Genomic DNA, 22,634 nt, shown 5'->3' with positions numbered 1-22,634 from the left:
ATGGGTAACGGTGATGCTTTGGTGAGCGGTAGGCGGAACCTCGCACGGTACGTGAACGCTCCAGCGCCATCCACGTCCGCCCGGCGCTGGGGCAACAGGTTCGAGCGTGTTTGAAGTTTTTCTATCGCGAGGACGGCGGAGTCAGTGCTGTCGCTTCTCGCGGTAGATCTATCGAAGGCCAGGAGGGCAGGCGCCATGGATGGCGCATTGATGTCGTAACTGATCTTGGCGATTCGGGACCCCTCAACGATGGACGAGCAAGAGCCCGCACCAAAGCGGGGGCGCCGGTTCAAGGAACAGACACCGGTCCAGCGCGCACTCGGCCTATTGGTACGGCGCGAACATTCGCGCAAGGAATTGAACCGCAAGCTGCTGGCCCGCGGAATCGAGCCAGATGCGGCGCAAGCAGCCGTCGATCGGCTCACGGACGAGGGATGGCAGGACGACACCCGCTTCGCTGCTGCAGTCGTGCGCAATCGTGCCGGTTCGGGTTACGGCCCGCTGCATATTCGTGCCGAGCTCGGAACCCATGGGCTGGATAGCGAGGCCATCAGTACCGCCTTGGCGACCTTTGAAGGGGATTGGACCGAAAACGCGCGCGACCTGATCCGCCGTCGGTTCGGCGAACAAGGCCCAACCGACCTTCCGCAGCGGCGCAAGGCCGCCGATCTGCTGGCCCGGCGGGGTTTCGACGGCAACAGCATTCGCGCCGCCACGCGCTTCGACCTTGAGGACTGAGGGCGTCAGGCCTGCTACCCTTCGTGGTTTCAGGTTGTTCCGCTCATCTGCGCCCACATGTCATTGGGTGACCGGGACTGCCGCCCGCCCAATGCCAGCACATGAACGCACCTGCCAAATTCAGCACTTCTCAGATCCGTAGCGACTTCCTTGCGTTTTTCGAGGGCAAGGGTCACACCATCGTGCCGTCCGCGCCGCTGGTGCCGGGCAACGACCCCACCTTGCTGTTTACCAACTCCGGCATGGTCCAGTTCAAGGACGTCTTCCTTGGCGCGGAGAAGCGCAGCTACGTCCGCGCCGCAGACGTGCAGCGCTGCCTGCGTGCCGGTGGCAAGCACAACGATCTGGACTCGGTGGGCTACACCGCACGCCACCACACCTTCTTCGAAATGCTCGGCAACTGGTCGTTCGGCGATTATTTCAAGAAGGACGCCATCGCCTGGGCTTGGGAACTGTTGACCCAGGTCTGGAAGCTGCCGGCCGATCGCCTGCTGGTCACCGTCTACCACACCGACGAAGAAGCCTTCGCGCTGTGGCGCGACATGATCGGCATTCCCGAAAGCCGCATCGTGCGCATTGGCGACAACAAGGGTGCGCCTTACGCCTCGGATAATTTCTGGCAGATGGCCGACACCGGCCCCTGCGGCCCGTGTACCGAAATCTTCTTCGACCACGGCGATCACATTGCTGGTGGTCCGCCGGGGTCGCCGGATGAAGATGGCGACCGCTTCATCGAGATCTGGAACCTGGTCTTCATGCAGTTCGATCGCCAGCCCGACGGCACCCTGGTGCCGTTGCCGGCGCCGTGCGTGGATACCGGCATGGGGCTGGAGCGGCTGGCCGCGATCCTGCAGCACGTCCATACCAACTACGAAATCGACCTGTTCCAGACCCTGATCGGCAAGGCCAGTGCGCTGACCGGCATCACCGATCTCGAGAACAAATCGCTGCGGGTGATCGCCGATCACATCCGCGCCTGTTCTTTCCTCATCGTCGATGGCGTGCTGCCCTCCAACGAAGGCCGCGGCTACGTGCTGCGCCGGATCATCCGGCGTGCGCTGCGGCATGGCTGGATGCTGGGCGTGCGCCAGCCGTTCTTCAGCAAGATGGTGCCCACGCTGGTCGAGCTGATGGGCGAAGCCTATCCCGAGTTGGTGGTGGCGCAGGACACCGTGGCGCGCGCGCTGTTGGCCGAAGAAGAGCGTTTTGCCGAGACGCTGGACGCCGGCATGAAGATCTTCGACGAGGTTGCATCGCGCTCGCAGGACATTATCCCAGGCGCCGACGCCTTCCGGCTGTACGACACTTACGGCTTCCCGGTCGACCTGACCGCCGACATCGCGCGCGAGCGCGGCATGCGCGTGGACATGGAGGGATTCGAGTTCGCGATGGAGCGCCAGCGCGAGACGGGACGTGCGGCTGGCAAGTTCGGCGGCGGTGTCGCATTGCCGGCGGACCTGGTCGCCAGCATGTCGCCGACCGTGTTCCTGGGTTACGAAGCGTACGATGCCGATGACCTCAAGGTCGTGGCACTGCTCAAGCAGGGCCGCCCGGTCGAACGCGCGGAAGCGGGTGATGAGGTGATCGTGTTCACCGACCGCACGCCGTTCTATGCCGAGTCGGGTGGCCAGGTCGGCGACAGCGGCCAGCTGAGCGGCCCGGGCGTATCGATCGAAGTGACCGATACGCAGAAGTTCGCCGGCCAGTTCCACGGGCATGTGGGGCGCATCAGCGAAGGCGCGCTCGCGCTTGGCGATGTGCTTGCCGGCGGGATCGACACGCAACGTCGCGGCAAGACCATCCTCAACCACTCGGCAACCCATCTGCTGCATGCCGCCCTGCGCGAAGTCCTGGGAACGCATGTGCAACAGAAGGGCTCGCTGGTTGCGCCTGATCGCCTGCGCTTTGACTTCTCGCACTTCCAACCGATCACTGCTGACGAGCTCGCTGTGATCGAGCGCAAGGTCAACGCCGAAGTCCGTACTAACCATGGCGTGGAAGTGCACAACATGGCCATGCAGGAGGCGCTGGATTTCGGCGCGATGGCGCTGTTCGGCGAGAAGTACGGGGAAAACGTCCGCGTGCTCAAGATGGGCGGTTATTCCACCGAGCTGTGTGGCGGTACCCACGTCACCCGCACCGGCGACATCGGCTTGTTCAAGATCACCTCCGAAGGCGGCGTGTCGTCGGGCGTGCGTCGTATCGAAGCGGTGACTGGGCAGGGCGCGCTGGACTATGTGGCTGACGAGGAGCGTCGCCTGCTCGAAGCGGCCAATCTGCTTGGCGGAAACACCACCGAAGTGGTGGATAAGGTGCGCGCACTGACCGAGCGTCAAAAGCGGCTGGAGCGCGAGCTCGAATCGCTCAAGGCCAAGTTGGCATCGGGTGCGACTGCCGATCTGGGCGCTGGCGCAATCGATGTTGCTGGAGTCAAGGTTGTCGCGGTGCGTCTGGAGGGCTTCGATGCCAAGGCGCTGCGCGATGCGATGGATCGCTTGAAACAACAGCTCGGCGATTCGGTCATCGTCCTGGCGGGCGCTTCGGGCGGCAAGGTGGCGCTCGTTGCTGGTGTGAACGGCAGCCCAACTGGCAAGGTGAAGGCTGGGGAACTCCTCGGCCACATCGCCAGTCAGATCGGCGGCAAGGGCGGTGGCCGTCCGGATCTCGCCCAGGGTGGTGGCGAGGACGGGCCCGCCCTTGCGACCGTACTCGACGGTGTCCCCCTCTGGGTCAAGCAACACTTGGGCTGAACACTTGTCCTGCTATGCCTTGCTGGCTAGCAGGATGTCCCGCTACCATTTCTGGTCTATTCCCTTTACGTAGGGCGCGTCTCACTCAGGAGGCCGTCGATGCTGGTGGGAAATCCACCGGTTCCAGGAGATTTGCAAAATGTTGATCCTCACTCGCCGGGTAGGCGAAACCTTGATGATCGGCGACTCGGTCACCGTGACCGTTCTCGGCGTCAAGGGCAATCAGGTGCGTATCGGTATCACGGCACCCAAGGATGTGGCTGTGCATCGCGAAGAAATCTATCAGCGCATCCAGCGTGGGGATGAGCCGGTCGCTTCCGGCGCACATCACGGTGACGATTCTTCGAATTGATCGTTGTCAAGGGTTTACGTTAGCCCCTCTTACCCGGTATTCTTCGCGGCCTGCCACGGATATCGCGGCAGGCAGCAAAAACTGGAGCGATGCCCGAGCGGCTGAAGGGGCTCCCCTGCTAAGGGAGTATAGGGTCAAAAGCTCTATCGAGGGTTCGAATCCCTCTCGCTCCGCCAGTGTTCTAGACGCCCGCAAATCTTTGATTTGCGGGCGTTTTTATTTGTGGTCTGTATTTATCGAGAGGGCGATATTTCCTGAGCGCGTCCGCTGGGACAGCAGCTCGGAGCGTGGTCGGATTTCTGCGATATTCGCGGGACGTGCTGAAGCTGGCTATGCAAGCGCGTCCGTGGGCGCACTCAGGCCGGCAGCGCTCAGGCCGGCAGTGAGTACGGCGAAAGTGTCGCGCTGCGCGCGTCGTCAGTGGCCACAGCGCTTCAGGCAGGGGCGGCGCTGAGCTCGACTGCGGGCCGGAAGGCTTGCCACGATCTTCGCGTCTCTCACCAGCTCATATCTCAAGCACGCGAGTTGCGAGAGAAGGTCCGTGTGTTGCCCGCATCGCTCGACCGTCGATAGCGACATGCTAGGGCGCCTGTAGCGCGATTCTGTGTTGCGTTGCGTTGCGTTGCGTTGCGTTGCGACGAGGTTGCGCCCTGTTTGTTTGCTCGCCGCCCGTCCCCAGATCTCGGCGCATCTCTGCGGCGTGTCATTCCATTCGCATGGTTGTGGGCATGCGCTTGCACGTATGTGCGCAAGGCAAGCGGTGAGGCAGCACGCAATTGTCGTGCACGCCAGCGCGCCGTATGACGTATCGAGCGAGGCGCATCGGCGTGAGCGATAAAGCCTTGTATGGATGGCATCTTGACGCTCCGGGCTGTCACCGTTTGCGCTCGCAGATCGCCGCGGTGCACGGTGTAATGCTTGTCGGCCTTGACGGGCGCGTTGACTGGCGAATGGAAGTGCTGCGTTTCCGCGCGCAAGATTGAGCATTGATCTGTCGCTGCTGCCACTAGCCTCGCTTCGCCAATCCACTCCTGCGAACCCTCAAGGCGTAAGGGTCAAAGCCAGCACCAGGAACCGGAACCAGGGGCGAAGAGCCAGCGTGAAAGACCTGCCGTTATTCGTAAGTCGAGGTTGGCAGCGCAGCCATTGAGGTCTTACGCCCATTCGACCGTCTGCCCGGGATGCTGCGAAGGAATTCAGGGCGAATGCCATTACCACCTCGCGCTAGAGCGCGTCGCCGCTGCCTTACATCTGAACCGTCTTTTAGATGCGGCACATGGTGGGGGTCAAGTAACCGGCGCATGGGTCGCTAAGGACGTGAACCATATCTCGGATGTTGACGTGATGCGCCTATCGCACCTGCTTGGACGTGTGTTCTCCTTTTGGGGTCGCGGGCTGCAACACAAGGTGGCAGCGGTGGACCGGGTGATGGCGGTGATCGAATTCGATCTGGACGGTCGCATTCTGGATGCAAACTCGAACTTCCTGGCCCTGATGGGGTATCGGCTGGACGAGGTGGTCGGTCAGCACCACCGCATGTTCGTGACGCCCGCAGATCGCGACAGCGAAAGCTATCGGCACTTCTGGGAGGGGCTGCGGCGCGGCGACTTCAATGCCGGACGCTTTTGCCGGCTGGATAAACGCGGGAACGAGGTGTGGATCAATGCCTCCTACAACCCGTTGCTGGATCGATCCGGCAAGGCGTATCGCGTGGTGAAGTACGCCACCGACATTACTGCGCAGGTCCGCCAGACAGCCGACTTCGAAGGGCGTATCGATGCCATCGACAAGGTGATGGCCGTCATCGAGTTCTCGCTGGACGGCACGGTGCTCGCAGCCAACCAAAACTTTTTGCAAGTGATGGGCTATCGGCTCGAGGAGATTCGCGGCAAGCACCACGGCATGTTCGTCGATGCCGCCACGCGCCAGTCGGCTGCGTATCGCGCATTCTGGGATTCGCTCGGGCGCGGTGCCTTCGATGCGGGCCGCTATCGGCGCGTCGGCAAGGACGGCAGGGTGGTGTGGATCCAGGCGTCCTACAACCCCGTGCTCGACGAGCACGGGCGCCCATACAAGGTGGTCAAGTACGCCACCGACGTGACCCGCCAGGTGATCGATTCGGCCGATGCGGACGGGCGTATCCGGGCGATCGACAAGGTCATGGGAGTGATCGAGTTCGACCTGGAAGGCAACGTGCTCGGTGCGAACGAAAACTTCCTGAACATCATGGGGTATTCGGCGGCCGAGGCAATCGGCCAACACCACAGCGTGTTCATCGATGCGGCCTACCGCGCATCCGGTGAGTACCGGCAGTTCTGGGCGAAGCTGGCAAGCGGCCAGTTCGATGCGGGGCGTTATCGCCGACTGCGCAAGGATGGCAGTGCGGTGTGGATCCAGGCGTCCTATAACCCGATCCTGGATGTGTCCGGGCGGCCGTACAAGGTGGTCAAATACGCAACCGACGTCACCGACCAGGTGCGTTCAGCCGAGCGGATGCGCGATTTGATGCTGCAGACCATGAGCATCGCGCAGAACGTACAGCGCGAGGCGCACCATATTTCCGTGAGCAACCAGGAACTGGTCAGTCGCGTGTCCACGCAATCTGCTGCGGTGGCGCAGACCTCGAGCACGATCGATCAACTGGCCGCGACGGTGCGGGCCAATTCCGAGAATGCCGGTTCGGCGCGGCGCATGGCCGAGGATTCGGCCACGGTGGCGCGGCGCGGCGCGGACGTCATTGCCGATGTGGTCAAGACCACCGCGGGCATCCGCTCGGCGACCGATCGCATCGGTCAGATCATCGAGGTCATCGACGGCATCGCGTTTCAGACCAACATCCTGGCCCTGAACGCTGCAGTCGAGGCGGCGCGTGCGGGCGAGCAGGGGCGCGGTTTTGCGGTGGTGGCGACCGAAGTGCGTAGCCTTGCGCAGCGCTGCAGCGTGTCGGCCAGGGAGATCCGCTCCTTGATCGACAACGCAACCGATCAGGTCGGTGATGGTTCGCGCCTGGCCGAGCAAGCCGGCGTGGTCATGCAGGACATGGTGACGTCGGTCCTGCGCGTCACTGCGACCGTGGAGCAGATCGCCGCCGCCAGCCATGATCAGGCGCTGGACATTTCCAGCGCCAACACCGCGTTGCAGTCGATCGGCGTGCAGGCGCGCGACCAGGCGCAGATGGTAGGCGACCTGGCGCGTTCGGCGCGCGTGCTGGAAGGCGATGCGGATGCGCTGTTCGCCTTGGTCAATGGCGATGCGGATGGCGGGGCAGATCGCGCGCCAGTGCAGGTCGATGCGCAGGCTGCGCGGCGCGCGACAGCGAAGGTGGCGTGATGATGGTTCACGGCGTCGCGTACGCGACATCGTGATATCCCCTCAGATCTTGCAACTTTCTTGTACTGGATTTCGGCGCAAGTGCCGAACCTGCGGTGCTGAGGCATTCGGTGCCATCAGCGCCGCTGCGATGACATACAGGCGCTCGCATTGATGCGGCGAGCGACGAGTGGCACTCACATATCGCAGAGTGCGGAGCGCAGTTACGAATCGCATCTTCCGTGCCGCGGATCTTGGGTGCCGAGCTGCAGGGTGTCGGCCACGTGGCATGAACTGACACGTCACGGCGGGTCAGTGACGAAGAGACGATGCACAAGACAAAGCCCGCATGAGCGGGCTTTGTCTGTTTCGGCACTGACCAGCGCATCGCACACCAATCCCGCGCAGGTACGCCATCCATCCAGTCTTGGATGCTTACTTGGGCAGGTCGAACACCAGGACTTCGGCATCGCGTGCATCGGCCAGTACGATTTCTGGCTCGCCGACGATCTGCACCGCGTCGCCAGCCGACAGCGCCTGCCCGTTGACGCTCAGGCTGCCGCGGGCCACCTGCACGTAGCCGATGCGGCCTGCGGCCAGCGGCTGCTGCAGACGCGCCTGGCCATCCAGGATCGAGGCATACAGGCGTGCGTCCTGGTGCAGGCGCAGGGAGCCGTCGTCACCGCTTGGCGAGGCGATCAGGCGCAACTGGTTACGTTTGCTGTCGGCATCGAAGTGCTTTTCTTCGTAGCTTGGCTCGATGCCGGCACGCTCGGGCATCACCCAGATCTGCAGGAAGTGCACGGGCTCGCTGGCCGAGTGATTGAACTCGCTGTGCGTCACGCCGCTGCCGGCGCTCATCCGCTGCACGTCGCCATAATGCAGGACCGAGCCGGTGCCCATGCTGTCCTTGTGTTCCAGTGCGCCGCCCAGGACATAGGAAATGATCTCCATGTCGCGATGTGCGTGGGTGCCGAAGCCTTCGCCCGGTTGCACCTTGTCCTCGTTGATCACCCGCAGTGGGCCAACGCCCATATGGCGCGGATCGTGATAGCTGGCAAAGGAGAAGGTGTGGCGCGAGGACAGCCAGCCATGTTCGGCGCGGCCACGGGTTTCGCTCTTGCGGACATTCAACATGCTGCTTCTCCTGGAAAGATTCGGAATTGGCGCTGGGCGACTCGGTGTCCAGCGGCTTGATGCGTAGTCTCCGCCTCTGCATCCGGCGCGAAAAGCGAGTAGATTTGGCCGCTATCATCGAAAATTTCGAACAATGAAAATCAGCCTGGAAGCGCTGCAAATCCTGGATGCCATCGACCGGCGTGGCTCGTTCGCTGGCGCAGCCAAGGTGCTGTTCAAGGTGCCTTCGACGATTTCCTACACGGTGTCCAAACTGGAAGAGGAACTGGGTGTGCAGCTGTTCGAGCGGGTGGGGCCCAAGGCCACGCCGACCCAGGCTGGCCGCGAGCTGTTGCGCGAGGGGCGCCACCTGCTGCGTGCCGCGCAAGAGCTGGAGGTGCGGGTGCGGCGGGTCGCCTCCGGCTGGGAATCGGATTTTGCGATCGGGCTGGATGCGGTGCTGCCTGCGGCCCTGCTGCAGCCGCAGATCCTGGACTTCTACGCCGTGGCCGACAGCACGCGGCTGCGCGTGCTGAGCGAGTCGTTGTCGGGCAGTTGGGAGGCGCTGCTGGACAGGCGCGTGGACCTGGTCGTGGCGGCGGGCGAGGGGCCCAGTGGCGGCGGCTATGTGGCCGAGCCGATCGGCACGTTGCGGTTCGTATTTGCCGTGGCATCCACGTACCCGCTAGCGGATGCCGGCCTGTTGGGCGCGGCGGAGCTGGCCGAATACCGTGCGATCGCCGTGGCGGACTCGGCTCGGCGCCTGCTGCCGCGCACGGTCGGGCTGCTCTCCGGGCGCGATGTGCTCACCGTGCCCGACATGCAGACCAAGCTGCTGCTGCAACTGGCCGGCGCCGGCTACGGCTTTCTGCCCGAACCGTATGCGCGCGGAGCGCTGCTGGAGGGACGGCTACGCGAGGTGCAGGTGGACACCCGCAAACCCGACGAAACCTTTTATCTGGCGTGGCGGCCGGGCGAAGAAGGAGAGGCCTTGAGTTGGTGGCGACGCGCCTTGCGCAGCGAGGGCCTGTTCGAGCGCTGGTTGCAGGCCTTGGCCGCAACGTATCGTTCCGTCGCTGCCGGGCAGTCGCCGCTGTGACGGAAGGCGGATAATGGTGGCCCGCCGTCGCGCAGGGTTGTCGCATGCAAGGCTTGATCGAACAGTACGGATTGGCGCTGGTGTTCGCCAACGTGCTGGCGTTGTCGCTCGGGCTGCCGGTGCCAGCATTGCCGACCCTGGTGCTGGTCGGCGCCAGCTATGCGTTGCAAGGGGGCGGCGATGCCTGGCTGGCCGGGCTTGCGGCGTTGGCGGTGTCTGTCGCGGCAAGTCTTTTGGGCGATCTGGTCTGGTATCTGGCCGGTCGCCGCTTCGGTAACCGCACCTTGCAGTCGCTGTGTCGGCTGTCGCTGTCGCGCGACAGCTGCATGAAGCAGACCGAGCGCTTCTTTTCGCGCTGGGGCGTGCGCGTGCTGGCAGTGGCCAAGTTCGTGCCGGGCTTGTCGATGGTCTCGGTGCCGATGGCCGGGGCAATGCGGGTACGTCCTGCGGCGTTCCTGCGATACGACGCCTTCGGTGCATCGTTGTGGGCATTGGTCGGCTTAAGTGTGGGTGCTGTGTTCGCGCGTCAGGTGCAGGACGTGCTCGCCTTGCTGTCCGAACTTGGCTCGGGCGCGATCGTGGTCTTGGCCGCGTTGCTGGCCGGCTATGTCGGTTGGCGCTGGTGGCGACGGCAGAGCCTGTTGCGATCGCTGGAGCATGCGCGCATCGCGGTAGAGGAGCTGGTGCCGTTGCTGGATGGCGAAGAAAGCCTGCGGCCGACCGTGCTGGATATCCGCGCCCCGGGTTATCGCCAGTTGCAGCCATACACGATTCCCGGCGCCGTGTTCGCCGACGAGCGCCAGCTGGCGCAGATCCTCGCCAGCGTGCCGCGCGATCGCAGTGTGGTGATCTACTGCGCGTGTCCGGACGAAGTGTCTGCAGCATGGCTGGCCGCGCGGATGCGCGAGCACGGGTACCGCGATGTGCGGCCGCTATTGGGTGGCCTGGATGCATGGCGCGATGCCGGGCATCCGGTGACATCGCTGGTGCCGATGACAGTGGTTGCCGACACGAACGCGGCTGCTGCCACGGCCTGATTGCACTGGGTGCGGTGCCTGTGCTGACGCTCGGCGAGCGTTTGGCTGAAAGATCGGCATCGCCCGATGGAATGACACACCGCAATGCGCGCCATCGCCTGCTTCGGCAAAACGACGGGCAAAAAAAAGACCAGCAAGCTGGTCGTTTTTCTTCAAGATTGGTGCGCCCGGAGAGATTCGAACTCCCGACCGCCTGGTTCGTAGCCAGGTACTCTATCCAACTGAGCTACGGGCGCATATCTTGTTTTGACTCGCAGATCTGACGCAGGGCGATCGGATCTTTTTAACTGGAAAGCAGCGCGTGCGTGCTGTCTTCTTCTTGTTCTGAGGATGGTGCGCCCGGAGAGATTCGAACTCCCGACCGCCTGGTTCGTAGCCAGGTACTCTATCCAACTGAGCTACGGGCGCCTCGTCAGGAGCGGAATTATGCGGATGAGCGACGGGCACGTCAATCCCTTTGTGAAATTCCGGCGTCGTTGCGGCCGTGGTCAGGCGCGCTACGCAGCGCAGCGACCACGGCCGCAGGCGTTTTCATCCAGGCGAAATGATCGCTGCGTGTGCCGAGTTGCACATCGTCCAATCGCACATGGTGTGGGTGTGCCTGCGGCATCTTGTCGAGTAATGCGTGCAGCGCACCTGCCGGGCCCCACGTGTCGCGCGCAAGGGTCACTGCGCGGATCGGCACGCGCAGTTGGCCCAGTGCCTGTTCCAGATCCCACGGCGCGCCTGCCGCGCGATAGCGATTGCTGCGGCCGACCTGTGCCCAATCGGCAATCAGGCTGCGTGCTTCCGTGCCGCCAAAACCGAGCTTGCGCCCGTGCAGCACGCCCTGCCTGCGCGCCAGCCACGGCAACAACCAAAACGCCAAGGGCAGGCCGTAACGCATCGGCACGGGAAAATTGCGCCAGTACGGCGAGCCGCTGGCCACCAGCCAGAGCTGTGCGAATTGCGCCGGATGCAGTGCCGCGTAGCAGCACGCGAGCTGGCCGCCGAGGCTGTGTCCACCGACCATGCGCGGCAGCTGCGGGTCGTGGATAGCGAGCAGGGCGTGGCTGGCGGGAAGGTCGTCTGCAAGCAGCGTGCGATAGCCCCAATCGTGCTCCCGCGACGGGCGCAGCGTGCTGCTGCCATTGCCGCGCCATTCGTGCAGATACACCGCAACGCCGGTGGACGCGAGCGCCTGTGCGAAGGCTTGGTAATGCCGCGCTGCCACGCCCAATGCAGGCAGCCACAGCAGCGTTGTCGTCGGGTGCGGCGGCGCGCATCGGATAACCTGCCAGCAATGTCCATTCGCAGCGCTGGCGAGCAGGATATCGGTCTGCACGCTCATGCGCCGGGCGCGCCGCCGAAGTGGTCGAGCACCAGCACATCGCTGTGGCCGGGGCGTTGGCCCAGGCGGATAGCGCGTGCAACGTAATCGATCGCCGCTTCGCAGGCATTGAGCAGCGACAGGCCCTGGCACAGCTGCGCGGCGATGGCTGCCGACAGGCTGCAGCCGGTGCCGTGCGCATCGACCTGCAGGCGCGGGTGCATGAACACGTCCTGGGTCACGCCGTCATCGAAGCGGTCGAGCACGCGTGCGCCTTCGTGCAGGTGTCCGCCCTTGAGCAGCACGGCGTTGGCGCCCAGGTCGAGCAAGGCGGCGGTGGCATGTTCGGCGGCGTCGGCGCTGTCGATGCGGCGGCCGGTCAGTAGCTCGGCTTCGGGCGTGTTGGGGGTGACCAGGGTGGTCAGCGGCAGCAAGCGCGTGCGTAGCGCATCCAGTGCCGCATCTTCGAGCAGGCGCGCGCCGCTGGTGGACACCATCACCGGATCGAGCACCACGAACGGCGGACGATATCGCTCAAGCAGGTCGGCCACGCAATGAATGACCTCGGCATTGGCCAGCATGCCGAGTTTGACCGCCTGGATCTGGAAATCGGCAAAGCAGGCGTCCACCTGCGCCTGCAGAAAGGGCAGTGGTGGAAGATGCACGGCGGTGACGGCGCGGGTGTGTTGCGCGGTCAATGCGGTAATCGCCGACAACCCGTGCACGCGGTGCGCGGCGAAGGTCTTGAGGTCGGCCTGGATACCGGCGCCCCCGCCGGAGTCGGAGCCGGCGATGCTCAATGCAGACAGCGTACTGGGCGTAGTCATGTGGCGATTCTGCACTGCTGGCCGGAGGATGTGCGCATCATCCTGTGCGCCAGCGGCGCCATCGCAGGTAGGTGACATAACCGGCGCCGGTCAATCCGGTGAGGCTGGCGGGCAGGTAGAGCGCGTCGTACTGCCAGCGCTGGAACAGCAAGGTACCGAGGATGCTGCCAGCGAGAAAGCCGCTGATGATCAGTGCGCTCAGCGTGAGGCGGCGCAGCTGCAGCGGGCGCCCGCGCAGCAGGTGCCCGAGGCCGATGCCCAGGTCGGTGAACATGCCGCTCAAATGCGTAGTGCGCACAGCTGCACCGCTGAGGGTGGTCGCCATCGCATTCTGCAGGCCGCAGGCACCGGCGGCACACAGGACGCCGCCGACATGATGCAACTTGAACAGCGCAGTCGCGCCCAGCAACAGCAGCGCCTCGAGCATCAGCGCCGCGCCGTAGCGCTGTCCAAGCCGCAAGACAGCGTCCTCGATGATCAGTCCGCTGAGCATGGCGCCTGCGCAGAAGGCGATGAGGATGCCGCAGAGAAAGCCAATATCCGGGGCGGCGTCTTGCGCCAGGGCCACGCCAAGCAGGCTGGTCGTGCCGGTGAGGTGGCTGACCACCTGGTGCTCGGAGCCCAGGTAGCCCACCACGTTGACCATGCCGGCCACGGCCGACAATGCCACCGCGCCAATCCAGACCCAGCGCGGCAGCAGGATTCCCACTCGGGTCAGGGGCTGCCGTTGATCGCGATCTGCGAAAACGCGCCGGTCTGCGGGTCGTACAGCGCACCCCAGAACATGCTGCCGCCGTCGCAGACCTGGATCGCTTCCCGCGCCGGTTTCACCGGCGGGTCGTTGGGGAGCTTGAACGCGTTGATGTAGATCAACTGCTGGCCCTGGATCACCACACCCACGTATTGGCGGTCGAACTCGCGCGGCTCGGCAACGGTGGGCGTCAACGCATCCTGCCGCGCTTCGAGCTGTTCGATTTGCTGATGGCTCGGCGCCCAATAGCCGCTGATCTGGCCGGGATGCTGCGCCGGGCTGTCGCGCGAGCAGGTCTGCAACACCTGCTCGGCCACGCTCTGCCGGGTGATGATCCAGGACTGGCCATTCTTGAGATTGGTCGGCACGCTGGCTGGCCCCTGCGTGCTGGCGCAGCCGGCCAGCGCGATCACCGCGAGCGCCAACGCGCCGCGATATGCGCGCATCACAACACCTCCGACGCGAAGTCGGCCAGACGCGAGCGCTCGCCGCGACGCAGCGTGATATGCGCGCTGTGCGGCCAGGCCTTGAAGCGATCCACCGCGTAGGTCAGCCCCGACGTGGTTTCGGTGAGGTAGGGGGTGTCGATCTGTTCGACGTTGCCCAGGCACACGATCTTGGTGCCGGGGCCGGCACGGGTGATCAGCGTCTTCATCTGCTTGGGCGTGAGGTTCTGCGCCTCGTCCAGGATCAGGTAGCGCGACAGGAAGGTGCGGCCGCGCATGAAGTTCATCGAGCGGATCTTGATGCGACTGGCGAGCAGGTCGTTGGTGGCCGCACGGCCCCACGAGCCGCCTTCCTGGTTGTGCGTGAGCACTTCCAGATTGTCGGTCAGTGCGCCCATCCACGGGGTCATCTTTTCTTCTTCCGTGCCGGGCAGGAAGCCGATGTCTTCGCCCACGCTGACGGTGGCGCGGGTCATGATGATTTCCCGGTAACGCTGCTGGTCCATGGTCTGCGCCAGGCCGGCAGCCAGTGCGAGCAGGGTCTTGCCGGTGCCGGCGGTGCCGAGCAGGGTCACGAAGTCGATTTCCGGGTCCATCAGCGCGTTGAGCGCGAAATTCTGCTCGCGGTTGCGTGCCACGATGCCCCAGACCGCATGCGGCCCGCTGCGGAAATCGTCGACCAGGCACAAGGTGGCCTTGCCGCCGCCCACCTTGGCCACGCGCAGCTCCACTTCATCTTCGCCGGGCAGGTACAGGTATTGGTTCGGATACCAGTCTTCATCCTCGGCCAGGACGATTTCGTAATGGGTGCGGCCGCGCTCGTTCCAGCTGCGCAGATCTTCGTTGTGCTTCTGCCAGAAGTCTTCCGGCAGTTCGATGGCGCCGGTGAACAGCAGGCTGAAATCGTCCAGCGCACGGTCGTTCTGATAGTCCTCGGCGACCAGGCCGCTGATATAGGCCTTGATACGCAGGTTGATGTCCTTGGACACCAGGATGACCGGCACATCCGGGTTTTCTTCGCGCAGCGCCAGCACCGAGGCCAGGATCTTGTTGTCCGGCAGCATTTCGCCGAAGGTGCGGCCCGGATCGATCGGCTTGATCTGGAAAAACAGCCGGCCGATCGCGGCCTGGCCCTTGAGCTGGATGCCCTGCGGATGGCTGAGCAGGATGCCGGCCTGGATCTGCTCGGCGTTGGTGTTTTCCAGCAATTCGTCCAGGAACCGGCTGACCTGGCGTGCATTGCGGCTGACTTCTGAGGTGCCCTTCTTGGCGTTGTCGAGCTCCTCGATCACCTGCATCGGCAGGAACACATCGTGTTCCTCGAACTTGAACAGCGCGGTGGGATCGTGCATCAGCACGTTGGTGTCCAGCACGTAGATGCGCTTGCCTCGGGTCATTGGGTCTTCCAAGTGATGGAGCAGGGGCGAGCCACCACGCCTGCCGGGGCAGGGTGATGGAGGACGCGGGAAGCGAGGGGTGTCACTGTTTGGCGTGCGCCTTCAACGCGGCCAGCACGGCCTCGGCATGGCCGGCCACCTTGACCTTGCGCCATTGCTGCACGATGCGCCCCTCGGGCGAGAGCAGGAAGGTGCTGCGCTCGATGCCGAGCACCTGCTTGCCGTACATGTTCTTTTCCTTGATCACGTCGAAGGCGCGGCATAGCGCTTCATCGCTGTCGCTGATCAACGGGAAGGTGAAGCCTTGCTTGGCGCAGAAGTTGTCGTGCGACTTCACCGAATCGCGCGAAACCCCCAACACCATCGCACCGGCCTTTTTGAACTGCGGCAGCAGCGCGTTGAAGTCCAGGCCTTCGGTGGTGCAGCCGGGCGTGCTGTCCTTCGGGTAGAAGTACAGTACCAGCCATTTGCCGGCATGCTCGCGCAGGGTGGTCTGGGTGCCGCCGGACAGCGCCAGCGGCAGATCGAAGGTTGCAGCGGGTAATTCCAGCACAGCGTCGGTCATCGTTGCTCAGCCCAAAGTGGAGGGGCGTACGGCGCGGTCATGCCGGGCCGACGTCCATCCCATCATAAGCAGCCACATGGAAGCGTTTGGCAAGTGCGTCGAACTGCGCATTGCGCTGATTCAGCGACTCGATGGTGTGGTGTTCCTTCTTGTCCACATGCAGGAAGTACGACTCTTCGTCATCGCCATCGTCTTCGTCGCGTTCGCCGAGGAAGATGTCGATGACGCGATAGCCGTCCTGGGTCAGTTGCTCGGCGAGCTTCTGCAGCGGCTCCTGCGCAGGATCGGCGAAGAAGTATTCCCAGCGCAGCGGGCCGTCGAGATTCCAATCGGTCTCGGAGCGGATGTGGTCGAACATCTGTTTTAGCGCAGAGATCGCGATGGCCATTGATGGGTGCCTTAGAACTTCATCGGATCCATGATCGCGTCGAGATTGAGGTGATCACAGAATTCCAGGAAATCATCGCGCAATGCGGCGATGTGCATGTTGGCCGGCACGCCGATCGTCACCTGCGCCGAAAACATCTCCGCACCGGTCTGCATGGCGCGGTAGCGCGTGCTCTGCAGGTTTTCGATGGTGATGCCCTGGCGGTCGAAGAAATCGGCGAGCTGGAACAGGATGCCCGGCTTGTCGGCGGCGATCACTTCGACGATGTAGGGCAGCAGGTTGGACTGGGTCTGCTTGGGGCCGGTGCGGTACCACACCAGTTTCAGTCCTTCTTCGCGTTCGAGCCGGGTCAGCATGGCTTCGAGCTTGGCGACCGAATCCCAGGAGCCGGTGGCCAGTGCGGTGACCGAGACGTCGCGCCCCACCGTTGCCAGACGGGCGTCCACGAGATTGCAGCCGCTGTCGGCGATGCGGCGAGTGACGGGCAACAGGGGGGACTCCGGATGCGTCGTGTAGGCGTTGATCAGGAGGTGATTTTCGGTCGGCGAAGGCCGGGGTGTAGAGTCGGTCAAAGGGGCTTCCGGCATTGCATCAGGCTGAATGGCCGCCCGGGCAGGCGCCCTGGCGGTGACCAGCATACTTGCCCGTGGTTTCGCGCCGCAAGTAACATGCAGGCGGTCGCAACCCGCGTGCGCGCGGGCCTTTTCCTGTCACGTAAGAGCAGCAGAATCTTGTCCCTTTCCGGCATCATCACCGCGCTGGCGACCCCCTTCGGTCCCGATGGCGCACTCGACCTGGATGCCTGGCGGCGGCTGCTGGAGCAGCAGTTGCACGGTGGCGTGCAGGGAATCGTGGTTGCCGGCTCCACCGGCGAAGCGGCGGCATTGAGCGACGACGAATACGACACGCTGCTGCGCGCGGCGGTGGCACAGGTGGCCGGCCGTGTGCCGGTGCTGGCCGGCACCGGCTTGTCCGGGACGGCGAAGACCATTGCGCAAACCCGTCGCGCTGCGGCGCTGGGCGCGCAGTACGCGCTGGTGGTCACGCCGCCGTACGTGCGTCCGACCCAGGCCGGCTTGAAGGCGCACTTCCTGGCGGTGGCCAACGAAGGCGGCCTGCCGGTGGTGCTGTACAACGTGCTGGGCCGTACTGGTTGCGACTTGTTGCCGGAGACGGTGGCCGAGCTGGTGGGTCATCCGAACATCGTCGCCATCAAGGAAGCGCGTAGCGAGCCCGAGCGCGTCGCCGCGCTGGTGGCGCTGCGCAGCGACAGTTTTGCAGTGCTCAGCGGCGACGATGGCAGCGCGGCGCACGCGATGTTGTCCGGCGCTGCCGGGCTGATCTCGGTGGCCTCCAACGTCTTGCCGGCGGCGTACCGGCGCCTGTGCGATCTGGCCCGCGACGGCCAGCGCGATGCTGCCACTGCCTGGGACGCGCGGCTGAGCGAATACCACAGCTTCTGCGGCATCGAATCCAATCCCATCCCGGTCAAGGCGCTGCTGCAGCGCGCCGGGATCGGTCACGGCCTGCGCTTGCCGCTGCTGCCTCTTTCTGCGGCGCACCAGCCTGCCGCCGACCGCCTTGCCGCCGACGCCATTGCGTTGGAAGCACTTTCCAGCCGCGAAATGCTCGCGGCCTGACCCAGGAGATCTATCGATGCGTCATTCCGTTTCCCCCGTCCGCGTGCTGTCGCTCGCGTTGCTGGCGACCGCCACCGTCGCCGCCACGAGCGGTTGCAGCTGGTTTCACAAGGGCGCGCGCGGCGACTATGCGCTGGCACCGGAAGCCCGCCCGCTGGAAGTGCCGCCGGATCTGAACCTGCCCGACACCTCCGGTGCGATGAAGGTGCCGACCCTGGCCTCCACCACGCAGCAGAACAGCAACACGCCGCCGTCGGCGAGCGCCAACAGCGGTTTCACCGTGCCGGGCGAGCGCGACGAGGTATTTGCCAAGGTGGGCGCGGCACTGGCCGATATCCCGGGCCTGACCATTGCCAGCAAGGCGCAGATGCTGGGCTCCTACGACGTGAGCTACGAGGGTTCCAGCTTCCTGGTGCGCGTGGTCAAGGTCGACGCGGGCAGCTATGTGTCGGCAGTGGACCCGCGCGGCATGCCGGCCACGGCGGCCGCGCCGGTGGCGGTGATCTCCTTGCTGAAGAGCAAGCTGGGCGGCTGAGGCCGGTTCGGTTTGATGGATAGCGAAACGGGCGCCCTGGGCGCCCGTTTCGCATTAGTGCGGAGTCGATGGCAACTGCATTGCGAGGTGCGTGCAGCGGTGTGGCTCCGGGCCGCACCCGGTCGCGTAACTCAACGCTGCAGCAGCGGCAACTTGTTAGGCTTGCCATCCCATTCGGCAGCATCCGGCGCCGGCTCCTGGCGCACGGTCAGCACGGGCCAGGCCTTGGCGAGTTCGGCGTTGAGTGCCACGAAGGCCTCCTGGCCCGCCGGCACATCGTCTTCGGGATAGATCGCGTTGGCCGGGCATTCCGGCTCGCACAGGGTGCAGTCGATGCACTCGTCCGGGTCGATGACCAGGAAGTTCGGGCCGACGTGGAAGCAATCCACCGGACAAACCTCGACGCAGTCGGTGTATTTGCACTTGATGCAGTTTTCGGTGACAACAAAAGGCATGGCGGAATCCGGCGTTTAGCCTTCCAATTCTAAAGCAGTCGCGTGATGGGTGTGGAGTTGTCGGCGTTTTTGGTGCCGGGCTGTCAGGCCAGTCCGCGTTGCCTGGCCAGCGCGAGCAACCCGGCCGCGGCCAGATCTTCCGGATGCTGCCGGCTTTCGATGCCCAGATGCTGCAGCGCCAACGCGTAGCGTTGCGCCAAGGAAGGGCTGCCGACCAGGTGCACGATGGCGTGACCGCCGCGGTGCTCGCGCAGTTCGTGGCCGATCAGCACGCCCGAGAGGTAGGACGGCAGCGCCGCGGAGGACAGGCGTTCGAACAGGCCGAGCGTGCGGGTGCCGAACAGGTGGTGGCTGAGGCCGCCGGGGTCGTTGCTGCGGTCGACACCTTGCAGGAATGCGTCAGCGTCCAGCCCGGCATGATCGTCGTCCATCAGCTTGCCGAGGATGCTGTGCTGACGCAGCACGGCGTACAACTCGCCGGTCATGACCGTCGCAAAGCCTGTCAGCTGACCGTTGTCGATCCGCGCCCATTTGCTGTGCGTGCCAGGCAGGCAGGCGACATGCGCGCCGTCGCCGAGTGCGGCGATCAGCCCGACCAGTTGGGTTTCTTCGCCACGCATCACATCGGGCACGCCGGCCTGTTCGCCGCTGCTGACGCCGGGCACGAACCACAGTGCGCGGCCCGGCAACAAGGCGTCGTAGCAGCGCATCGCCTGGGCGAGCGCGGCGGTGTCGGCCGGGCAGGGCAGGTAAGGTTGCTCGACCCAGCCATTGCGGCTGCCGATCATGCCCGAGAGCAGCAGCGGGCCGTCCCAGCCGTCGATCAGGCCAGCCAGCACGTCGTCGAAGCGGCCCTGGCAGGCCAGGATGCCGTCGCTACCGCGGCGCTGTTCACGGACCGTGCCGTCGGCATCGAGCAGATAGCCGCGCAGGCTGCTGGTGCCCCAGTCGATGGCGATCACGCGCCCGCTACCCGGTTTTCGGGCAGGCCGGCGACGGCCAGATCGCAGGCGAACAGGCTGCCGGCCTCGGGCATGCGGGCCAGCTCATCGGCGCTATGGTCCAGGCGCGAGCTGATCACGTGCAGGCGATCCAGTGCCGCGCCGCCGAAGGCGCTGCAGGTAGGATGCTTGATCGGCAGCTGCACGATGCGCTCCACGCTGCCGTCGGGGCGATAACGCACCACCCGCGACGCACGCCATTGCGCATTCCACAGGTGGCCTTCGCTGTCGATGACCGAGCCGTCCGGCTCGGCGTCATCGCGATCGAGGGTGGTGAACACACGTGTTTTGCTGGTTTGTGCCGTCTGCGGGTCGTAATCGCAGCACAGGATCTGCGGGCGCACCGAATCGCAGTAATACATGGTGCGGCCGTCGAGGCTGAAGCAGATCGAATTGGGGATCGAAACGCCCGGCAACGGCAGGGCACGCAAGCCGTGCTTCAGCGAAAATTGGTAGAACGCACCGCGTGCGGCCTTGCTGTCGTGCTCGTCCATGGTGCCGAACACCAGGTTGCCATGCCGGTCGACGCGACCATCGTTGCTGCGCGTGAGCGGGTTGTCCGCTTCCACGTCGGCCAGCTTTTCGAAGGGCAGCGCGTCTGCTTCGATGGTGTCCGGATCGACAATGCCGATTGCCTTGGCCAGTGCGACAAGCACGCGGCCGTCGTCCATCAGGCCGATGCAGCCGGGTCGGTCGGGCAGCGTCCAGTAGCGCGTCTGCGCGCTGGACGGATGATGCCGCCACAGGCGTTTTTCGCTGATGTCGACCCAGTACAGCGCCTGGCGCTGCTCGCACCACAACACGCCTTCGCCATGCGTGCAGCGGCTGTCGACCGCCAGCACGGCGGTGTGTTCGGGCGTGCTCACCATTCGGCGATGCTGCCATCGCTGTGGCGCCACACCGGGTTGCGCCAGTCGGGCGGATTTTCGTTTGCGCGCTTGAGCATCTCTTCGTCGATCTCCACACCGAGCCCGGGTTTGGGCAGCGCCGCAATGCTGCCATCCACGCAGTGAAAATCGTCTTTGTTGATGACGTAGTCGAGCAGGTCCGCGCCTTCGTTGTAGTGGATGCCGATGCTCTGTTCCTGCAGCACCGCGTTGTGCGAAACGAAGTCCACGTGCAGACACGCGGCGAGTGCGATCGGGCCGAGCGGGCAGTGCGGGGCGAAGCCGACGTCGTAGGCTTCGGCCATCGCGGCGATCTTGACGCATTCGGTGATGCCGCCGGCATGCGACAGGTCCGGCTGCACCATGCCGATACCGCCGGCGCACAGCACGTTCTTGAATTCGAAGCGCGAGAACATGCGCTCGCCGGCCGCCAGCGGAATGGAGGTACTTGCGGCCAGGCGCGGGTAATACTCGGCCTGTTCGGCCAGCACCGGTTCTTCGACGAACAACGGCTTGAACGGTTCCAGCTCGCGCAGCAGTGCCTTGGCCATCGGCGCGCCGACACGGCCGTGGAAGTCGATGCCGAAGTCGATGCTGTTGCCGAAGGTTTCGCGGATTTCGGCCACCTTGACCACCGCCGCATCGACGGCGCGCGCGCTGTCGATCAGCTTCATTTCTTCGGTACCGTTGAACTTGAAGGTGTCAAAGCCCAGCGCGCGGTAGTCGGTGATCTGCTGGATGATGGCGCCCGGGCGGTCGCCGCCGACCCAGCGGTAGGTCTTCATGCGATCGCGCACCAGCCCGCCCAGCAGCTCGTACACCGGCACGCCCAGCGTCTTGCCCTTGATGTCCCATAACGCCTGGTCGATGCCGGCGATGGCGCTCATCAGGATCGCGCCGCCACGATAGAAGCCGGCGCGGTACAGGGTTTGCCACAGGTCGTTGATGCGCGCCGGATCCTTGCCGACCACATAGCCGGCCAGTTCGTGCACGGCGGCCTCCACCGAACGTGCGCGTCCTTCGATGACCGGCTCTCCCCACCCGGTGATGCCCTCGTCGGTCTCGACCTTGAGGAACAGCCAGCGTGGCGCGGCGTGGTAGGTGGTGAGGCGGGTGATCTTCATCCTTGCAGTTCCTGGTAGGCCTGCACGAAGGCGCGTGCGTGGGTTTGGGTTGTTTGGAGGGATTGCGCTGGTTTGTACAGTTCGCCACCGATGCCGGCACCGGCCGCGCCCTGGGCAATGAAGCCGGCCAGGGTCTGCGGGCTGACGCCGCCCACCACGTAGACCGGGATGTGCGTGGGCAGCACCGAGCGCAGCGCGCGCACATGCGCCGCGCCATAGGTCGCTGCCGGGAACAGCTTGAGGATGGTGGCGCCGGCGTCGATGGCGTCGAACGCCTCGCTGGCGGTGGCGAAACCCGCCACCACGGTCAGACCGCGCGATACCGCATGACGGATCAGCGACGGCCGCGTGTTGGGGGTGACGATGAAGCGCGCGCCGATCTCGGCCAGGGTGTCGACATCTTCGTTGCGCAACACGGTGCCGGCACCGATCCAGGCGCGCTCGCCATAGGTCCGTTGCGCCAGCGCGATGCTCTGCTCCCAGCGCGGCGAGTTGAGCGGGATTTCGATCGCATCGAAGCCGGCGTCGATCAGTGCGCCGACATGGTCGAGCGTCTCCTCCGGCGTGATGCCGCGCAGGATGGCGACCAGGGGCAGGACGAACGGGCTGGCGGTGATATCTGAAGTCATGCGGTTACTCGCGATAGAGCGGAAAGCGGCGGTTGGCGGCCGGGTGGCTGGCGATGTCGGGGGAGGCTGCGCGACGGCGGGTCGTGGCATGACGGCCGACGCGCACCATCGCAGGAGAACGCGTGACGACGAAGGCGATGGATTCCGGCGGTGGGGGAGTGCCGCCTGTACATGCATGCGCCGTCCTACGGCCTGCAATCGGCGGGCATGATGCCGTCATCGTCGTCCACCTCCGCGTGTAGGGCGTGCGTGTTGCCACCCGGGGACGGGCGGGTCACG

The 22,634-nt window shown here is 64.8% G+C and carries 22 protein-coding genes and 3 tRNA genes; 9 read left to right on the top strand and 16 right to left on the bottom strand.

The features are described from left to right. Positions 1-249 precede the first annotated feature (249 nt). From recX to ACCQ03_RS09215, 5 genes are all read left to right on the top strand, one after another. Positions 250-738, top strand: coding sequence for a recombination regulator RecX (gene recX / locus ACCQ03_RS09235; protein WP_017155113.1), 489 nt, complete (start codon positions 250-252; stop codon positions 736-738). 101 nt (positions 739-839) lie between these two features. Continuing rightward, on the top strand, positions 840-3,488 hold the full coding sequence (alaS, locus tag ACCQ03_RS09230) for an alanine--tRNA ligase (RefSeq protein ID WP_209226329.1): 2,649 nt from the start codon (positions 840-842) through the stop codon (positions 3,486-3,488). A 139-nt stretch (positions 3,489-3,627) separates the two neighbouring features. Further along, positions 3,628-3,840 (top strand): carbon storage regulator CsrA, encoded by a 213-nt coding sequence (gene csrA, locus ACCQ03_RS09225; protein WP_003481884.1) that lies wholly within the window; start codon positions 3,628-3,630, stop codon positions 3,838-3,840. 83 nt (positions 3,841-3,923) lie between these two features. Next, a tRNA-Ser gene (locus ACCQ03_RS09220) sits at positions 3,924-4,016 on the top strand. Positions 4,017-5,211: 1,195 nt separating this feature from the next. After that, complete coding sequence (locus ACCQ03_RS09215) at positions 5,212-7,170, top strand: methyl-accepting chemotaxis protein (RefSeq protein WP_150147602.1); 1,959 nt, start codon at positions 5,212-5,214, stop codon at positions 7,168-7,170. Positions 7,171-7,584: 414 nt separating this feature from the next. On the opposite strand, the gene ACCQ03_RS09210 is transcribed toward ACCQ03_RS09215, so the two are convergent. Continuing rightward, positions 7,585-8,286 (bottom strand): pirin family protein, encoded by a 702-nt coding sequence (locus ACCQ03_RS09210; protein ID WP_057678228.1) that lies wholly within the window; start codon positions 8,284-8,286, stop codon positions 7,585-7,587. Between the two features lie 133 nt (positions 8,287-8,419). Between ACCQ03_RS09210 and ACCQ03_RS09205 the strand changes: the two genes are divergently transcribed. After that, positions 8,420-9,364: a LysR substrate-binding domain-containing protein gene (locus ACCQ03_RS09205; RefSeq protein WP_209226324.1), complete on the top strand. Its 945-nt coding sequence runs from the start codon at positions 8,420-8,422 to the stop codon at positions 9,362-9,364. A 44-nt stretch (positions 9,365-9,408) separates the two neighbouring features. Next, positions 9,409-10,401 carry a DedA family protein/thiosulfate sulfurtransferase GlpE gene (locus ACCQ03_RS09200; protein WP_150145836.1) on the top strand — a complete coding sequence of 331 codons (993 nt, stop codon included), beginning with the start codon at positions 9,409-9,411 and terminating at the stop codon, positions 10,399-10,401. A 159-nt stretch (positions 10,402-10,560) separates the two neighbouring features. Here ACCQ03_RS09200 and ACCQ03_RS09195 read toward each other — a convergent pair. The 10 genes from ACCQ03_RS09195 to ACCQ03_RS09150 form a co-directional block, all read right to left on the bottom strand. Further along, positions 10,561-10,637: transfer RNA gene (locus ACCQ03_RS09195), tRNA-Arg, on the bottom strand. A gap of 95 nt (positions 10,638-10,732) precedes the next feature. Beyond that, a tRNA-Arg gene (locus ACCQ03_RS09190) sits at positions 10,733-10,809 on the bottom strand. A gap of 40 nt (positions 10,810-10,849) precedes the next feature. After that, positions 10,850-11,731 (bottom strand): alpha/beta hydrolase family protein, encoded by an 882-nt coding sequence (locus tag ACCQ03_RS09185; protein WP_057679908.1) that lies wholly within the window; start codon positions 11,729-11,731, stop codon positions 10,850-10,852. Next, complete coding sequence (gene thiD / locus ACCQ03_RS09180; RefSeq protein ID WP_057679909.1) at positions 11,728-12,537, bottom strand: bifunctional hydroxymethylpyrimidine kinase/phosphomethylpyrimidine kinase; 810 nt, start codon at positions 12,535-12,537, stop codon at positions 11,728-11,730. Before thiD ends, ACCQ03_RS09185 begins: the two co-directional genes overlap by 4 nt. 37 nt (positions 12,538-12,574) lie before the next feature. Next, complete coding sequence (locus tag ACCQ03_RS09175) at positions 12,575-13,246, bottom strand: YoaK family protein (RefSeq protein ID WP_209226318.1); 672 nt, start codon at positions 13,244-13,246, stop codon at positions 12,575-12,577. 5 nt (positions 13,247-13,251) lie between these two features. Then, the gene (locus tag ACCQ03_RS09170) at positions 13,252-13,734 is read right to left on the bottom strand and encodes a hypothetical protein (RefSeq protein ID WP_150145839.1); all 483 of its coding nucleotides are present in this window, start codon (positions 13,732-13,734) and stop codon (positions 13,252-13,254) included. Next, entirely contained in the window at positions 13,734-15,131 is a 1,398-nt protein-coding gene (locus ACCQ03_RS09165; protein WP_017155124.1) for a PhoH family protein, read from the bottom strand. Before ACCQ03_RS09165 ends, ACCQ03_RS09170 begins: the two co-directional genes overlap by 1 nt. 82 nt (positions 15,132-15,213) lie before the next feature. Beyond that, on the bottom strand, positions 15,214-15,696 hold the full coding sequence (locus tag ACCQ03_RS09160) for a peroxiredoxin (RefSeq protein ID WP_057679911.1): 483 nt from the start codon (positions 15,694-15,696) through the stop codon (positions 15,214-15,216). Between the two features lie 37 nt (positions 15,697-15,733). Further along, positions 15,734-16,084: a ribonuclease E inhibitor RraB gene (locus ACCQ03_RS09155; RefSeq protein WP_003481909.1), complete on the bottom strand. Its 351-nt coding sequence runs from the start codon at positions 16,082-16,084 to the stop codon at positions 15,734-15,736. 11 nt (positions 16,085-16,095) lie between these two features. Then, complete coding sequence (locus ACCQ03_RS09150; RefSeq protein WP_002813792.1) at positions 16,096-16,722, bottom strand: glycine cleavage system transcriptional repressor; 627 nt, start codon at positions 16,720-16,722, stop codon at positions 16,096-16,098. Positions 16,723-16,815: 93 nt separating this feature from the next. On the opposite strand from ACCQ03_RS09150, the gene dapA reads away from it, so the two are divergent. Together dapA and ACCQ03_RS09140 are read left to right on the top strand one after the other, a co-directional pair. Continuing rightward, positions 16,816-17,724: a 4-hydroxy-tetrahydrodipicolinate synthase gene (gene dapA, locus ACCQ03_RS09145; RefSeq protein WP_209226315.1), complete on the top strand. Its 909-nt coding sequence runs from the start codon at positions 16,816-16,818 to the stop codon at positions 17,722-17,724. A gap of 16 nt (positions 17,725-17,740) precedes the next feature. After that, positions 17,741-18,259 carry a hypothetical protein gene (locus ACCQ03_RS09140; RefSeq protein WP_209226311.1) on the top strand — a complete coding sequence of 173 codons (519 nt, stop codon included), beginning with the start codon at positions 17,741-17,743 and terminating at the stop codon, positions 18,257-18,259. A gap of 131 nt (positions 18,260-18,390) precedes the next feature. On the opposite strand, the gene fdxA is transcribed toward ACCQ03_RS09140, so the two are convergent. The 5 genes from fdxA to ACCQ03_RS09115 form a co-directional block, all read right to left on the bottom strand. Further along, positions 18,391-18,714 carry a ferredoxin FdxA gene (fdxA, locus tag ACCQ03_RS09135; RefSeq protein WP_003481917.1) on the bottom strand — a complete coding sequence of 108 codons (324 nt, stop codon included), beginning with the start codon at positions 18,712-18,714 and terminating at the stop codon, positions 18,391-18,393. Between the two features lie 83 nt (positions 18,715-18,797). Beyond that, positions 18,798-19,676: a 2-dehydro-3-deoxygalactonokinase gene (locus ACCQ03_RS09130; protein WP_209226306.1), complete on the bottom strand. Its 879-nt coding sequence runs from the start codon at positions 19,674-19,676 to the stop codon at positions 18,798-18,800. Beyond that, positions 19,673-20,584 (bottom strand): SMP-30/gluconolactonase/LRE family protein, encoded by a 912-nt coding sequence (locus tag ACCQ03_RS09125; protein WP_209226303.1) that lies wholly within the window; start codon positions 20,582-20,584, stop codon positions 19,673-19,675. The genes ACCQ03_RS09130 and ACCQ03_RS09125 overlap by 4 nt, the downstream gene beginning before the upstream one ends. Further along, a complete protein-coding gene (gene dgoD, locus ACCQ03_RS09120) occupies positions 20,578-21,726 on the bottom strand; it encodes a galactonate dehydratase (protein ID WP_057679916.1) in 1,149 nt (382 codons plus the stop codon). Before dgoD ends, ACCQ03_RS09125 begins: the two co-directional genes overlap by 7 nt. Further along, the gene (locus ACCQ03_RS09115; RefSeq protein WP_057679917.1) at positions 21,723-22,355 is read right to left on the bottom strand and encodes a 2-dehydro-3-deoxy-6-phosphogalactonate aldolase; all 633 of its coding nucleotides are present in this window, start codon (positions 22,353-22,355) and stop codon (positions 21,723-21,725) included. Before ACCQ03_RS09115 ends, dgoD begins: the two co-directional genes overlap by 4 nt. Positions 22,356-22,634 lie beyond the last annotated feature (279 nt).

The sequence above is a fragment of the Xanthomonas sp. NCPPB 3569 genome (assembly GCF_041475645.2).
Lineage (GTDB): Bacteria > Pseudomonadota > Gammaproteobacteria > Xanthomonadales > Xanthomonadaceae > Xanthomonas > Xanthomonas phaseoli.
This window is presented reverse-complemented; position numbering and strand designations above follow the sequence as displayed.

Bases quoted from the DNA above. Each gene is read 5' to 3' on its own strand.
- alaS (WP_209226329.1), top strand. From the start codon at position 840: ATGAACGCACCTGCCAAATTCAGCACTTCTCAGATCCGTAGCGACTTC.
- csrA (WP_003481884.1), top strand. From the start codon at position 3,628: ATGTTGATCCTCACTCGCCGGGTAGGCGAAACCTTGATGATCGGCGAC.
- ACCQ03_RS09170 (WP_150145839.1), bottom strand. From the start codon at position 13,734: ATGCGCGCATATCGCGGCGCGTTGGCGCTCGCGGTGATCGCGCTGGCC.
- ACCQ03_RS09210 (WP_057678228.1), bottom strand. From the start codon at position 8,286: ATGTTGAATGTCCGCAAGAGCGAAACCCGTGGCCGCGCCGAACATGGC.
- fdxA (WP_003481917.1), bottom strand. From the start codon at position 18,714: ATGCCTTTTGTTGTCACCGAAAACTGCATCAAGTGCAAATACACCGAC.
- ACCQ03_RS09160 (WP_057679911.1), bottom strand. From the start codon at position 15,696: ATGACCGACGCTGTGCTGGAATTACCCGCTGCAACCTTCGATCTGCCG.
- ACCQ03_RS09185 (WP_057679908.1), bottom strand. From the start codon at position 11,731: ATGAGCGTGCAGACCGATATCCTGCTCGCCAGCGCTGCGAATGGACAT.
- ACCQ03_RS09205 (WP_209226324.1), top strand. From the start codon at position 8,420: ATGAAAATCAGCCTGGAAGCGCTGCAAATCCTGGATGCCATCGACCGG.
- ACCQ03_RS09125 (WP_209226303.1), bottom strand. From the start codon at position 20,584: ATGGTGAGCACGCCCGAACACACCGCCGTGCTGGCGGTCGACAGCCGC.
- ACCQ03_RS09200 (WP_150145836.1), top strand. From the start codon at position 9,409: ATGCAAGGCTTGATCGAACAGTACGGATTGGCGCTGGTGTTCGCCAAC.
- thiD (WP_057679909.1), bottom strand. From the start codon at position 12,537: ATGACTACGCCCAGTACGCTGTCTGCATTGAGCATCGCCGGCTCCGAC.
- ACCQ03_RS09115 (WP_057679917.1), bottom strand. From the start codon at position 22,355: ATGACTTCAGATATCACCGCCAGCCCGTTCGTCCTGCCCCTGGTCGCC.
- ACCQ03_RS09150 (WP_002813792.1), bottom strand. From the start codon at position 16,722: ATGCTGGTCACCGCCAGGGCGCCTGCCCGGGCGGCCATTCAGCCTGAT.
- ACCQ03_RS09140 (WP_209226311.1), top strand. From the start codon at position 17,741: ATGCGTCATTCCGTTTCCCCCGTCCGCGTGCTGTCGCTCGCGTTGCTG.
- ACCQ03_RS09165 (WP_017155124.1), bottom strand. From the start codon at position 15,131: ATGACCCGAGGCAAGCGCATCTACGTGCTGGACACCAACGTGCTGATG.
- dgoD (WP_057679916.1), bottom strand. From the start codon at position 21,726: ATGAAGATCACCCGCCTCACCACCTACCACGCCGCGCCACGCTGGCTG.
- recX (WP_017155113.1), top strand. From the start codon at position 250: ATGGACGAGCAAGAGCCCGCACCAAAGCGGGGGCGCCGGTTCAAGGAA.
- ACCQ03_RS09155 (WP_003481909.1), bottom strand. From the start codon at position 16,084: ATGGCCATCGCGATCTCTGCGCTAAAACAGATGTTCGACCACATCCGC.